Source organism: Serratia sp. CY33525 (assembly GCF_052169115.1).
GTDB lineage: Bacteria > Pseudomonadota > Gammaproteobacteria > Enterobacterales > Enterobacteriaceae > Serratia > Serratia sarumanii.
The window spans coordinates 270474-283455 of record NZ_JBJNLK010000004.1 but is presented as its reverse complement, the minus strand read 5'-3'; the positions used below and the strand labels follow the sequence as shown (position 1 = coordinate 283455).

Annotated in this window: 13 protein-coding genes; 7 read left to right on the top strand and 6 right to left on the bottom strand. The window is 61.1% G+C overall.

Annotated elements, in window-relative coordinates:
- Positions 1 to 8: 8 nt before the first annotated feature.
- Positions 9 to 566: an HTH-type transcriptional regulator PuuR gene (gene puuR, locus ACJ8IM_RS12725; RefSeq protein WP_033638246.1), complete on the bottom strand. Its 558-nt coding sequence runs from the start codon at positions 564 to 566 to the stop codon at positions 9 to 11.
- Positions 563 to 1324 (bottom strand): gamma-glutamyl-gamma-aminobutyrate hydrolase, encoded by a 762-nt coding sequence (gene puuD, locus ACJ8IM_RS12720; protein WP_043147308.1) that lies wholly within the window; start codon positions 1322 to 1324, stop codon positions 563 to 565. Before puuD ends, puuR begins: the two co-directional genes overlap by 4 nt.
- A gap of 219 nt (positions 1325 to 1543) precedes the next feature.
- Here puuD and ACJ8IM_RS12715 point away from each other — a divergent pair, with 219 nt between their 5' ends.
- From ACJ8IM_RS12715 to ACJ8IM_RS12695, 5 genes are all read left to right on the top strand, one after another.
- On the top strand, positions 1544 to 2962 hold the full coding sequence (locus ACJ8IM_RS12715; RefSeq protein WP_101455828.1) for a glutamine synthetase family protein: 1419 nt from the start codon (positions 1544 to 1546) through the stop codon (positions 2960 to 2962).
- A 308-nt stretch (positions 2963 to 3270) separates the two neighbouring features.
- On the top strand, positions 3271 to 4641 hold the full coding sequence (locus ACJ8IM_RS12710; RefSeq protein WP_033646354.1) for an APC family permease: 1371 nt from the start codon (positions 3271 to 3273) through the stop codon (positions 4639 to 4641).
- A 91-nt stretch (positions 4642 to 4732) separates the two neighbouring features.
- On the top strand, positions 4733 to 5626 hold the full coding sequence (yddG, locus tag ACJ8IM_RS12705; RefSeq protein WP_033653883.1) for an aromatic amino acid DMT transporter YddG: 894 nt from the start codon (positions 4733 to 4735) through the stop codon (positions 5624 to 5626).
- Positions 5627 to 5699: 73 nt separating this feature from the next.
- Positions 5700 to 5972 (top strand): hypothetical protein, encoded by a 273-nt coding sequence (locus ACJ8IM_RS12700; RefSeq protein ID WP_004941292.1) that lies wholly within the window; start codon positions 5700 to 5702, stop codon positions 5970 to 5972.
- Between the two features lie 373 nt (positions 5973 to 6345).
- Positions 6346 to 7227: a nucleoside-specific channel-forming protein Tsx gene (locus ACJ8IM_RS12695; protein ID WP_004941293.1), complete on the top strand. Its 882-nt coding sequence runs from the start codon at positions 6346 to 6348 to the stop codon at positions 7225 to 7227.
- A 54-nt stretch (positions 7228 to 7281) separates the two neighbouring features.
- On the opposite strand, the gene ACJ8IM_RS12690 is transcribed toward ACJ8IM_RS12695, so the two are convergent.
- The gene (locus tag ACJ8IM_RS12690; protein WP_025160261.1) at positions 7282 to 7461 is read right to left on the bottom strand and encodes a hypothetical protein; all 180 of its coding nucleotides are present in this window, start codon (positions 7459 to 7461) and stop codon (positions 7282 to 7284) included.
- Between the two features lie 443 nt (positions 7462 to 7904).
- Between ACJ8IM_RS12690 and ACJ8IM_RS12685 the strand changes: the two genes are divergently transcribed.
- Both ACJ8IM_RS12685 and ACJ8IM_RS12680 read left to right on the top strand, forming a co-directional pair.
- Positions 7905 to 8390, top strand: coding sequence for an anti-virulence regulator CigR family protein (locus ACJ8IM_RS12685; RefSeq protein WP_033646351.1), 486 nt, complete (start codon positions 7905 to 7907; stop codon positions 8388 to 8390).
- Positions 8391 to 8504: 114 nt separating this feature from the next.
- Entirely contained in the window at positions 8505 to 9035 is a 531-nt protein-coding gene (locus ACJ8IM_RS12680; RefSeq protein WP_033653884.1) for a chorismate mutase, read from the top strand.
- A gap of 3 nt (positions 9036 to 9038) precedes the next feature.
- Here ACJ8IM_RS12680 and ACJ8IM_RS12675 read toward each other — a convergent pair whose 3' ends face one another.
- The 3 genes from ACJ8IM_RS12675 to hutI all read right to left on the bottom strand — a co-directional run bounded on the left by ACJ8IM_RS12675 (position 9039) and on the right by hutI (position 12843).
- Positions 9039 to 10574 (bottom strand): serine hydrolase domain-containing protein, encoded by a 1536-nt coding sequence (locus ACJ8IM_RS12675; RefSeq protein ID WP_033653885.1) that lies wholly within the window; start codon positions 10572 to 10574, stop codon positions 9039 to 9041.
- Positions 10575 to 10819: 245 nt separating this feature from the next.
- Entirely contained in the window at positions 10820 to 11623 is an 804-nt protein-coding gene (hutG, locus tag ACJ8IM_RS12670) for an N-formylglutamate deformylase (RefSeq protein WP_033646348.1), read from the bottom strand.
- Entirely contained in the window at positions 11620 to 12843 is a 1224-nt protein-coding gene (gene hutI / locus ACJ8IM_RS12665) for an imidazolonepropionase (RefSeq protein WP_033646347.1), read from the bottom strand. The genes hutG and hutI overlap by 4 nt, the downstream gene beginning before the upstream one ends.
- Positions 12844 to 12982: the final 139 nt, after the last annotated feature.

The window sequence follows — 12982 nt, the reverse complement described above, 5'->3', positions numbered from 1 at the left end:
TCCGTTGATCAGAATGTCGTCGGCGTATGGGCGCTGATAATCCGGCAAATGCGCGCCGACGTGTTGCTGAAACTGTGGGGGATGCCGGTATTGATGGCGTAGCTCTGCCCGGCCAGCAGGTGATAGCTCTGGCCGTTGACCTGCAGCACCACTTCGCCCTCCAGCAGCGTGCCGATCTCTTCCCCCTGATGTTTGATGCGCTCGCCGGTGGTGGTGCCCGGTTCGTAGGTCTCGATCATCATCGCCAGCGTGCGGTTCGGGTCGCCGTTGTGGATCAGCTTCATCGAAACGCCCTGGCTGCCGATTTCGATCAGATCGTCACTGCCGATCACGATCTGCGGCTCCGCCGGTTTTTCCGGCTCGGCGAAAAACGCCGACAGTGACAGACCGTATACCGTCAGCAGCTTTTGCAGCGTGCTGATGGCCGGGCTGACCTTATCTTGTTCGATAGTGCTGATGGCGCTGTGGGTTAACCCAGACAGTTCGGCGACCCGGCGCTGCGACAACCCTAATTGTTGACGGATCTGCGACAGACGTTTTCCCGGTGCCAAGCTGACGTCGCTCATGGGCGTTTTTCCTTTTGATAGTTCCGACAGGCGGTGATGAAACCATCAAACAACAGGCGCGACAGGGCGTACTCGTCGCTGTTCCACTCCGGGTGCCACTGCACGCCGAGCGCGAAGGGCTGATCGCGCACGCTGATCGCCTCCACCAGCCCGTCGGCGGCGTGCGCCTCGATGCGCACGCTCGCGCCCAGGGTTTTGGCGCCCTGGCCGTGCAGCGAGTTCACCCAGAATCTGTTGCAATCCGGTATCAGTTGCGAAAGCAGCCCCCCTTCCTGAACGATGACTTCGTGGGCGGGGGCGTATTGCTGTTCCAGCGGCAGGTCGTGGTCTTCACGATGCTCCAGCAGCTCGGGTAGTTCGTACAGGCGGCGGTGCAGGGTGCCTTGGGTGGCGACCACCATCTCCTGCATGCCGCGGCAAATGGCGAAAAGGGGAATGCGCCTGTCGAACGCCTGGCGGATCAGCGCCAGGCTCAACGCGTCTCGGCCAGGATCGGCGTCAGGCTCATCGCCGTTTTCACCATAAAGGTGCGGCTGCACATTACTGGGGCTGCCCGGCAGCAAAATGCCGTCGAGTCGCGGCAGCAGTTCCGCCAGCATTTCCGGCTCCGCCAGCGCGTGCGGCAGGGCGATCGGCAGGCCGCCGGCGGCGATAACGGCATTCAGGTACTTTTCTTGCAAGGTCTGTGTGAGGTGCCCGTTTAACCTATACCTGCACATGACGACGCCGATGACTGGTCTGTTAAATATATTGTCCATGCTATCCCCTTGGTACGTTCGAAATTATGAACGATAAGCATCTCCACCGCCGATTTCGTTCAATATTCTATAAATCTAGCAGTCGATTGGGCAATATTCAAACCAAAAGTAACACTTGCAAAACAAATTTGTTTCATCTACGTTTCATTTGTGGGCATTATATTGAACAAGACGGTCAATAAACATCGACGACAGCAAAACACAAACGGCGGGTGAACCATGCAGACCAACATCGTAGAAGTGGAAAACTTTGTTCAGCACAGTGAAGAGAGACGAAGTAGCGCGTTCCAGCGCGAAGTGAAAAAGTATCTGGAACGTTATCCGTTAACCCAACATGTCGACGTACTGTTGACCGATCTGAACGGCAGCTTCCGCGGCAAACGCATCCCGGTCGGCGGCCTGAACAAACTTGAGAAGGGCTGTTACTTCCCGGCGTCGGTATTTGCGATGGATATTCTCGGCAACGTCGTAGAAGAGGCCGGGTTGGGGCAGGAGCTGGGCGAGCCGGATCACGTGTGCGTGCCGGTGCCGGGCACGCTGACGCCGTCGGCGGCGGACCCGCAATATATCGCGCAGGTGCTGCTCACCATGCTGGATGAAGATGGCACTCCCTTTGACGTTGAACCGCGCAATGTGCTGAACCGAGTGTGGCAGCGTTTGCGTCAGCGCGGGCTTTCCCCCGTGGTAGCGGTAGAGTTGGAGTTCTATCTCATCGATCGTCAACGCGACGCGGAGGGCTATCTGCAGCCGCCGTGCGCGCCGGGCACGCAAGAGCGCAACACCCAAAGCCAGGTGTATTCCGTCGATAACCTCAACCATTTCGCCGACGTGCTGAGCGAGATCGATGAACTGGCGCGTTTGCAGGGCATTCCGGCGGACGGCGCGGTGGCGGAGGCGTCGCCGGGGCAGTTCGAGGTCAACCTGCACCATACCGACGACGTGCTGCAGGCCTGCGATCACGCGCTGGCGCTGAAGCGGCTGGTGCGCATGGTGGCTGAGAACCACAACATGCAGGCGACCTTTATGGCCAAGCCGTATGAGGAACACGCCGGCAGCGGCATGCACGTGCACATCAGCATGCTGAACGCGCAGGGCAACAACGTGTTCGCCGACGACGACGGCGAAGATTCGGCGCTGCTGAAACAGGCGCTGGCGGGCATGATCGCCCTGATGCCGTCCTCGATGGCGCTGTTGGCGCCGAACGTCAACGCTTACCGTCGCTTCCAGCCCGGCATGTATGTGCCGACCCAGGCTTCCTGGGGGCATAACAACCGCACCGTGGCGCTGCGCATTCCCTGCGGCGATCGCGACAACCACCGCGTGGAGTACCGCGTGGCGGGCGCCGACGCCAACCCTTATCTGGTGATGGCGGCCATTCTGGCCGGCATCGTCTACGGGCTGGAAACCGCGCTGCCGCTGCCTGAGCCGGTGACCGGCAACGGGCTGGAGCAGGACGGGCTGGCGTTCCCGATCCGCCAGAGCGACGCGCTGTACGAGTTCGAACATCAGCCGGTGCTCAATGCATTGCTGGGCGAACGTTTCAGCCACGTCTATCTGGCCTGCAAAACCGATGAGCTGGTGCAGTTCGAGCGCCTGATCACCGAAACCGAAATCGAGTGGATGCTGAAAAACGCCTGATCCCGCTCACCCTGCGACTACCGCGCGCGTCCGGCGCATTTCATCGGCTCTCCTGTGGCCGGTGAGGCTGCGCGCTGCGGTACTGAATTTCTTCTATCACGGCGTACAGGACGCCGACGAGGAAATAACCATGACTCAGTCATTCCCATGCGCAGACGTTTGCCTGTGCCGCAGTGCCTACGGGCCGGTCGCCGGCCGCCCGACAGTGACCTCAACCCGTTTTACCCGCCGCCTGAGCAGCAGTTTCCCCGCGGCCTCTCTGAATGACGTTGCGCGGTTGACAGCAGAGGACCAAGAGGGGAAATGCCATGACGATTAAAGCCACCGACGGCGGCCCGGCGGGCAAACCGCAGCTGCGCAAATCCCTCAAGCTGTGGCAGGTGGTGATGATGGGCCTGGCCTATCTGACGCCGATGACGGTGTTCGATACCTTCGGCATCGTCTCCGGCCTCACCGACGGCCATGTGCCGACCTCCTATCTGCTGGCGCTGGCCGGCGTGCTGTTCACCGCCATCAGCTACGGCAAACTGGTGCGCCAGTTTCCTACCGCCGGCTCCGCCTACACCTATGCGCAGAAGGCGATCAACCCGCACGTCGGTTTTCTGGTGGGGTGGTCATCGCTGCTCGATTATCTGTTCCTGCCGATGATCAACACGCTGCTGGCGAAGATTTACCTGACCGCGCTGTTCCCGGAAGTGCCGCCCTGGGTGTGGGTGGTGGGCTTCGTTATCCTGATTACCGCCATCAACCTGAAAAGCGTCAATCTGGTGGCCAACTTCAATACCCTGTTCGTGCTGGCGCAGGTGGCGATCATTCTGGTGTTCATCTACCTGGTGGTGCGCGGCCTGCACAACGGCGAGGGGATGGGCACGGTGTGGAGCCTGCGGCCGTTCCTCAGTGAGAATGCGCACCTGCTGCCGATCATTACCGGCGCCACTATCCTGTGCTTCTCGTTCCTCGGCTTTGACGCGGTCACCACGCTGTGCGAAGAGACGCCCGACGCCGCCAAGGTGATCCCGCGCGCCATCTTCCTGACCGCGCTGTACGGCGGGGTGATCTTTATCAGCGTGTCGTTCTTCATCCAGCTGTTTTTCCCGACCATTCAGCGTTTCCACCAGCCCGATGCCGCGCTGCCGGAGATCGCACTGTACGTCGGCGGCAAGCTGTTCCAGTCGATCTTCCTGTGCGTGACCTTTATCAACACGCTGGCCTCCGGCCTGGCGTCGCACGCCAGCGTGTCGCGCCTGCTGTACGTGATGGGGCGTGACAACGTGTTCCCGGAGAAATTCTTCGGCTACATCCACCCTAAATGGCGCACGCCGGCGCTCAACGTGCTGATGGTCGGGCTGGTGGCGCTGTCGGCGCTGTCGTTCGATCTGGTGACCGCCACGGCGCTGATCAACTTCGGCGCGCTGGTGGCCTTTACCTTCGTCAACCTGTCGGTGATCAGCCACTTCTTCATTCGCGAAGGGCGCAACAAAAGCTGGAAGGATCGCTTCAACTTCCTGTTCCTGCCGCTGGTGGGGGCGCTGACGGTGGGGGTGCTGTGGCTGAACCTGGAGAAGAGCTCGCTGACCATGGGGCTGATCTGGGCGACGCTGGGCTTCGGCTATTTGGCCTGGCTGACCCGGCGTTTTCGCCAGCCGCCGCCGCAGCTCGAGCGGCAGCCGCAGCAATAAAATCACAGGCGGGAATTTCCCGCCTTTCTTTTTGGCGCGTGCGGCAGTAGAGTGAAAAACCTGATAAAAAATAACCCATTGGACTCGCCTTATGCCCGCTTTGCCCTCGCGTACCCGCGCCACGCTGTTCGGTTTGTTGGCTATTGTGTTGTGGAGCAGCGTCGTCGGCCTGATCCGCAGCGTCAGCGAAGGGCTGGGGCCGATCGGCGGCGCGGCGATGATCTACAGCGTCAGCGCGGTGTTTTTGCTGGTGGCGCTCGGCGTGCCGAAATGGCGCAGCTTTCCGCGGCCTTATCTCATCGTCGGCAGCCTGCTGTTCGTCAGCTACGAGATCTGCCTGTCGCTGTCGCTCGGCTACGCCAATACCCGCCTGCAGGCGATAGAAGTGGGCATGATCAACTACCTGTGGCCCTGTTTCACCGTGCTGATGGCGCTGGCGCTCAACGGCCAAAAGGCGAAATGGTGGCTGCTGCCGGGGCTGCTGCTGTCGCTGTTCGGCATCGGCTGGATCATGAGCGGCGAGGGCGGCTGGTCACCGGCGCAGATGCTGGCCAACGTGCGCAGCAATCCGCTCAGCTACGGGCTGGCGTTCAGCGGCGCGGTGATCTGGGCGCTGTACTGCAACCTGACCAAGAAGATCGCCCAGGGCAGCAACGGCGTGGTGCTGTTCATTGTGCTGACCGCGCTGGCGCTGTGGCTTAAATATGCCTTCAGCGCGGAAAGCGGCATGCAGTTCAGCGCCGGCGTGATCGTGACGCTGCTGTGCGCCGGGGTGGCGATGGGGGCGGGGTATGCCGCCTGGAACGTCGGCATTCTGCACGGCAACATGACGCTGCTGGCGACCGTCTCTTATTTTACCCCGGTGTTGTCGGCGGTGTTCGCCGCGCTGGTGTTGCACACCTCGCTGACCGTCAATTTCTGGCAGGGCGTGGCGATGGTCACTCTCGGCTCGCTGATCTGTTGGCGGGCAACCCGTGGAAATTAACGGAAATTATCCGCCGTCGGCGCAATGTTGAACTAGAATTTAACTAGCCATGTTGCCTGAAGGAACGACGACGATGAGAAGCGACATTCAATTTATTCAACAACCCGAAATCGACGTGCATCACTACGAGCGCGGCGATACCGTGCGCCTGACCACGGCGAATTTGCGGCATGAATATCAGCTTGACGTTTATATTTTGCGCCGCGACGACAAGCTGATTTACGGCTCGGTCGTCGCGGCGGCGCCCAAGACCGATATCCCGGTCGCCAGCTGGGAGGTGAAAAACGGCGAAGAGGTGGCGTTCCGCCAGGAAAACATCGCCAAAGCGGTGCCGGCGGTGAACTGATTTCGCTTTGCGTATTTTTTACTGATTTTGATGAAGGCCGACGTTTATACGTCGGCTTTTTCTTTGCCGCGGCTCAATGGCAGGCAGGTGACGCCCTGATGACAGTTGGCTCAAAAACTGCGCTAAAAATCGATGTGCATGACAAAAATCACAGCGAATGTGAATTTGTATGAAACATAATTTGACAAATGTGAACGCAATCGATTACCTATTCGCGAAATGCGTAACTGGATCACAGATTCTTACAGTCAGTGGTTTCTATAATGCGCGCGTCATCCGAGTTTCTGTGTGAAGACAACGCCAGGTGTCGGCAGACTCATTGTCATCTTTTCTAAACGGGCAGGAAATGGCCCTTTAAGCATGTGGTAATAAAATGAAAAAAATAGCTCTCGCAGCAGGTGTACTGCTCGCAGCGTCTTACAGTGCATCATCAATGGCTGATAGCAAAGACAGTCAATATGTCTCCGACTGGTGGCACCAGAGCGTCAACGTGGTGGGCAGCTACCACACCCGCTTCGGGCCGCAGCTGAATAACGACGTGTATCTCGAATACGAAGCCTTCGCTAAGAAAGACTGGTTCGATTTCTACGGTTACGTTGACGTGCCGAAGTTCTTCGGCGTGGGCAATACCCCGGATCGCGGCATCTGGGACAAAGGTTCCCCGCTGTTTATGGAGATTGAACCGCGCTTCTCCATCGACAAGCTGACCGGCACCGATCTGAGCTTCGGTCCGTTCAAAGAGTGGTACTTCGCCAACAACTACATCTATGATCTGGGCCACAACGCCGACGGCCGTCAGAACACCTGGTACATGGGTCTGGGCACCGATATCGACACCGGCCTGCCGATGAGCCTGTCGATGAACATCTATGCCAAATACCAGTGGGAAAACTACCAGGCCGCCAACGAGAACAGCTGGGACGGTTACCGCTTCAAGGTGAAATACTTCGTGCCGCTGACCCAGGTGTGGGGCGGCAACCTGAGCTACATCGGCTTCACCAACTTCGACTTCGGTTCCGATCTGGGCAAGGACAGCCATTGGGTTGACGGCACCGGCAAACAGGTGCGCACCAGCAACTCGATCGCCTCCAGTCATATTTTGGCGCTGAACTACGATCACTGGCACTATTCTTTCGTGGCGCGTTACTTCCATAACGGCGGCCAGTGGCAGGATGGCGCGGATATCGGCACCCCGCAGGGCCCGATCAAGTCTACCGGCTGGGGTTATTACCTCGTGGTCGGCTATAACTTCTGATTTTCCGTGTTATCAGAAACAGAAAACCCCGCCTGGCGGGGTTTTTTTTTGTCATCACTGGGCTTGTTCAACCGGGAGATGCTTCACCGGCATAAACAGCCTGCCTTTGATCACGTGACATTCATTATTTATCCAACTAATGATTTGTTCACGGCTGACGCCTTCCGACTGCGCGTAACGATGAAGATCGCCGTTAAAGTGCCGAGTGATGTATTCCATGAGGGTCATTTGCACGTCTTTTGCTCCTGAACGCCCACCCGTTGCCAGCCTGGCCACCGCGGGAGGTTGAGGTTTCTCAGACAGCGAATGTAAATTATTGGCAACCAAATCTCAACATAAAGCACCAGATTGGGGCGACAGCGGCGGGAAAAAGAATCCCGCACGGAGAGGCGGGAAGTGTTCGCTATTATCATTATGGATGATAAGAATAAGATTTGAGGTGCGACGAAAAAGAGCACGCTAACTCTTTTTTGTTACCCTCCCACGCTAGCGTAAGGCTTATTTTTCTTCAAGAAAAATCTGAGGTAAGTTTCGGAATTCTCGAGGCGTGTTGCGTTGAAACAAGCTATTGGCGCGACTGCCGTCAAACTGCACTTGTTATCTCGGAGTTTTCCTTATACTTCGTCCGGAAAAGACCCGCTATAGTCAACAGAGTCCCCCACGCAGGAATACACAACATGAACAAACGTCGTACGACCCTCACGGTGTTGGCGCTGATCGCGTCGCTGGGGTTGTCATCCGCCCCGGCCCTGGCTGACAAAGGCGGCAATGGTAACGGCAACGGTAATGGCCATGGCAACAGCGGCAATCACGGTAATAGCGGTAACCATGGCAACAACGGCAACAAAGGCAATAAAGATAAAGGCGGCTATAGAAACGACGATAATCTGGTTTCCGTCAGCCTCTCGCGCGACCGCGCCCGTTCGCTGGCGCGCAACTACGGCCTGACCGGCTACAGCTCGCTGCCACCGGGCATCGCCAAGAATCTGGCGCGCGGTAAACCGCTGCCGCCGGGCATCGCCAAAAAAGTGGTGCCTTACTCGATGCTGCGCGATCTGCCGCAGTACCCGGGTTATGAGTGGCGTATCGCCGGCGACGATCTGGTGCTGGTCGCACTCAGCACCGCGATTGTGGCTTCCGTCATCAACGGCGTGTTCGACTAAGGTTTGTCGAGCGTTATCGGGCCTCGCTGCGGCGGGGCCTTTTTATTTGCCAGCGCGGGGCGGACGTGGTGAACTTTGGGCCTTACGTTTTCACTGCATCATAAGGGAGGCGCCATGTTCAGGGCGTTATTGATAGCCTGCTGTTTGACCAGTTTTCCCGCGTTGGCAGAGGGCGCAGCCGCTATCGGCGAGCTGGTGAACCAACGGCTGTCGTTGATGAAGGACGTCGCCGGTTACAAGGCGCAGCGGCATTTGCCGATCGAAGACCTGGCGCAGGAGGCGAAGGTGTTGGCCAGCGCGCAGGCGGAGGCGGGGCGTTTGGGGTTGGAGCCGGCGTCGGTGCGGCCTTTTATCGCCGCGCAGATGGACGCCGCCAAGGCGATTCAGTACCGCTATCGCGCCGACTGGCTGGCGAGCCCGGAACCCGGCTGGCAGCCGCGGCCGTTGGCGCAGGTGCGCCCGCAGATCGCACAGCTGAGCAGCCAGATATTGCAACGGCTGGCGGAGCGGCTGCGCGCCGGCCCGCTCGGCGAGGCGGATCGGGCGGCGTTTATGGCGTCCGTGGATCAGGTGAATCTCAGCGCCGCCGACAAACGGCGGCTGGCGGATGCGCTGCTGGCGGTCAAAACCGGCAGCGCACGCTGAGCGTCAGTCGCGGCCGACGGTGCTGCGGCGGAAGGTCAGCATCCGGCTGCGGTTGGCGATGAGATCCACGTTGTAACCGCGGAAATAGAGGCAAAAGCGTTTTAACCACGGGCCGTCCTGGCACTCCACCAGCATGCGGCCCTGGCCGAGCGGGCTGAGCGTCCCGGTCTGCGCCGCCGGGCCGACGCCGATATGCACCCGATCGCCGCGAATTTCAAAGGCGGTGCGATAGTGCGGGTGATACCAAAGTCCCTGCACATGCTTCAGGCAGTCGCCGTTGGCCGTGACCGGCAGGAAACGGCGCGCCACATGCCCGACTTCGCCCTCGACCGCTTCGCCGGTCCACTTCAATTTGATTGGCATATGGGCGGACAGCGACACCGCGTAGCCGTCTTCGCCCTGATACAGCGGTTCATCGCTGCCCAGATAGGCCAGATTGCCATTTTTGACCTCCAGCCAGTGCGGCTCCGCCGGCGTGGCGTAAAGGCCGTCGGGGATCGCCATGCTGCGCTGCGGCAGCGGTTCGCCAAGCAGCGCCGCCATCACCTGCAAAGCCATACCGAAACTGTCGCAGTCTTCGCGGTTGGCCACCAGCGCGACGCCGGCCTGGCGATCGGGCGCCAGCAGGAAATAGGTTTTGTAACCGGCGTGGGAGCCGCCGTGGCCGAGCAAGCGCCGGCGGCCCAGCGGGGTTTGCGCCAGCCCCAGGCCATAGGCGCTGAGTTGGCCCTGATTGAGGCGGCGCGGTGCGCCGAGTTGCGCCAGCACGCCCTGGCCGGTGCCTTCGTTGGCCAGCAGCGTCTGCAGCCAGCGGGTGAGGGCGTTGAGGCTGCCGGTCAGGCTGCCGGAGGCGGAAAGGTGCAGGCCGGCGCTGGCGTGTTGCCAGCCCTGCGGCGCTCGCCAGTAACCCGGCACCAACCCTGGCACCACGTCGAACCAGCTTTCCGGCGCCCGCATCTGCAACTGCAGCGGCCGGGCGATGTGCTGTTGCACCAGTTGGTCGAAATCATACCCTTTGCTGCGCAGCGCGGCCTCCAGCAGCCGATAGCCGGTATTGCTGTAGGCGATCTCGCTGCCGGCTTCGTAGTTCAATCTTTCCAACCCCTCGACAAACTGCATCACCGGCTGCGCCTCGCTGACGGCGTGCAGCGAGATGCCGAGCAGGCCGAGCGTTTCGCGCACGTCGGGCAGGCCGCCGGTCATGTCCAGCGCCTGGCCGACGGTGACGTCCGCCAGCGCGGGCTGCAGGGCGGGCAACAGGTCACCCAGGCGTTGCTCCAGCCGAATGGCGCGATCGGTGGCGTTCAGCGCCAGCGCGGCGAAGATGTGCTTGGTCACTGAGGCGTAGCGCACCACGCTGTCGGCGGTGAAGGGGGTATTCTGCGCCAGATCGGCCAGGCCGGCGCAGGCGGTGGCGCGGAGTTGTTCGGCGTCAAACAGGGTGATGGCGCCGCCGGGTTCGCCACGCCGTTGCCAGCCGGCCAGCAATTGTTCGGCGAGGGCGCCGGCAGCGCGCCAGTTTAACGGTGTTACAGACATAGGGCCTCCAGAGTGATGGTTCGAAACGGGCCAGCTCGGCCACACGCCGCCCGGCGCTGACGAGGAGCGCGGGCTTTTCGGCTGATTGTGGCGCAGTGCGTTTTTCGTCGGCCGCTGTTTTGTGCGCTGTTTAGACCAGTCGGTGGGGAATCACGCGAAACTTTGATATGGCGCGCAGAACGCGGCTGACGATGCGGTTAAAGGCAGGGGGAGAGACAGGCGCCCGGCGGCGCCTGCAAAGGGGATCAGTTGAGTCTGGCGGCGCCGTCCAACAGGCCTTCAATCATCTGCTTGAGCAGGCGCTGCAGCGAGGCGGCGCGCTGCGGTTCGAACGCGTAAGGATACTGTTCGGACATGTAGTTCACCTGCGCCAGCTCAAGCTGGATCGCATGCTGTTGCTGCTGCGGCTGGCCGTAGGCGCGGGTGATGTAACCGCCCTTGAAGCGGCCGTTCAGCACGTGGGTGTACTGCTGTTGCTGCTCGCAGCAGGCGACCAGCCGATCGCTCAGCGCCTGGGCGCAGCTTTCGCCGCCGTTGGTGCCGAGATTGAGATCCGGCAACTTGCCCTCGAACAGCCGCGGGATCACCGAGGCGATGGAGTGCGCGTCGAACAGCAGCGCATAGCCGTGCCGCGCTTTGAGGCGCGCCAGTTCGTCTTGCAGCTGCTGATGATAAGGTTGCCAAATTTGCTGCAGATAGCCGGCGCGCTCTGCGTCCGTCGGCGCTTTGCCCGGCAGGAAGCTTGGGCGGCCGTCGAACAGCACGTCGGGATACAGACCGGTGGTGGCGGTGGTGTACAGCGGCTTGTCGTCCGCCGGGCGGTTCAGATCGATGACGAAGCGCGAATAGTTGCCGACCAGCACGCTGGCGCCCATCGCCCGGGCGAACTCGTACAGCTGTGGTATGTGCCAGTCGGTATCGGGCAGCGGGCGGGCGTCGTCGGTCAGCCCGGCTTCGACCGCCGGCGTCAGTTGCGTGCCGGCGTGCGGGATGCTGATCAGCAGCGGCAGGCTGCCGGTCTGGAAGCTAAAAGGATCGCGAATGGTCATTGACGTACTTCTCCTCGGAAAATCACCGTACAGGGCAGCTGACCGCCCAACCAATAAGCCAGTTCCGCCGGCCGCGACAGCGGCCAGTGAACGAAGTCCGCCACCTTGCCGGTTTCCAGCGTGCCGTGGCTGTGTTGCAGCCCCAGCGCTTTGGCGGCGTGGGTGGTGACGCCCGCCAACGCTTCTTCCGGCGTCAGGCGGAACAGCGTGCAGGCCATGTTGATCATCAGGCGCAGCGACAGCGCCGGCGAGGTGCCGGGGTTGGCGTCGCTGGCGATCGCCATCGCCACCTGGTGCTTGCGGAACAGCTCCACCGGCGGGCACTGGGTTTCGCGCAGCAGGTAATAGGCGCCGGGCAGCAGCACCGCCACGGTGCCGGCGTCGCCCATGGCGCGGGCATCTTGTTCGGTGGCGTATTCGAGATGGTCGGCGGAAAGCGCGTGATGGCGCGCCGCCAGCGTGCTGCCGCCGAGGGCGGAGAGCTGCTCGGCGTGCAGCTTGACCGGCAAACCGGCGGCTTCGGCGGCGGCGAAGACCCGCTCCACCTGCGCCGGCGAGAACGCCAGATGTTCGCAGAAGGCGTCAACCGCATCCGCCAGGCCGGCTGCCGCCGCCTGCGGGATGATGGTGTCGCAGACCAGGTTGATGTAGTCGTCGGCGCGGTTGGCGTATTCCGGCGGCAGCGCATGGGCCGCCAGACAGGTGGTTTTCACCTCGACCGGCAACAGCTCGCCCAACTTGCGCGCCACCCGCAGCATCTTCAGTTCGCTTTCCGGGCTGAGGCCGTAACCGGATTTGATCTCCACGCAGGTGACGCCTTCCGCCAGCAGCGGCCGCAGGCGGAACAGCGCCTGCTCCAGCAGCAGCGCTTCGTCGGCCGCGCGGGTGGCTTTCACCGTGGAAATGATGCCGCCGCCCTGCGCGGCGATCTCGGCGTAGCTCACGCCGTTCAGCCGCTGTTCGAACTCGCCGCTGCGATTGCCGCCGAACACCAGGTGCGTGTGGCAGTCAACAAAACCGGGGGTGATGATGCCGCCGTCGAATTTCACCGTTTCGTCCGCGATCAGGCCGGACGGCAGCGCCGCATGTTCGCCAATCCAGACGATCTTGCCGTCGCGCACGGCGATCGCGCCGTCGGTCAGGGTGTGATACTTGCCGTCGCGCATGGTGACGATATCGGCGCCGTGCCACAGGCTGTCACAGTGAATCTCAGACGTCATTGCTTTCCTCCGCCGGAGCCGCAGCTCCCACATGGTTGTATATACAATTAAAAACAACCTAACGCATTCATCGGGATGTCACAAGAGGCGGGCGAAATTTTGTTATCAGGATGTGATCGATAGCGGAGATGCGGGCGCA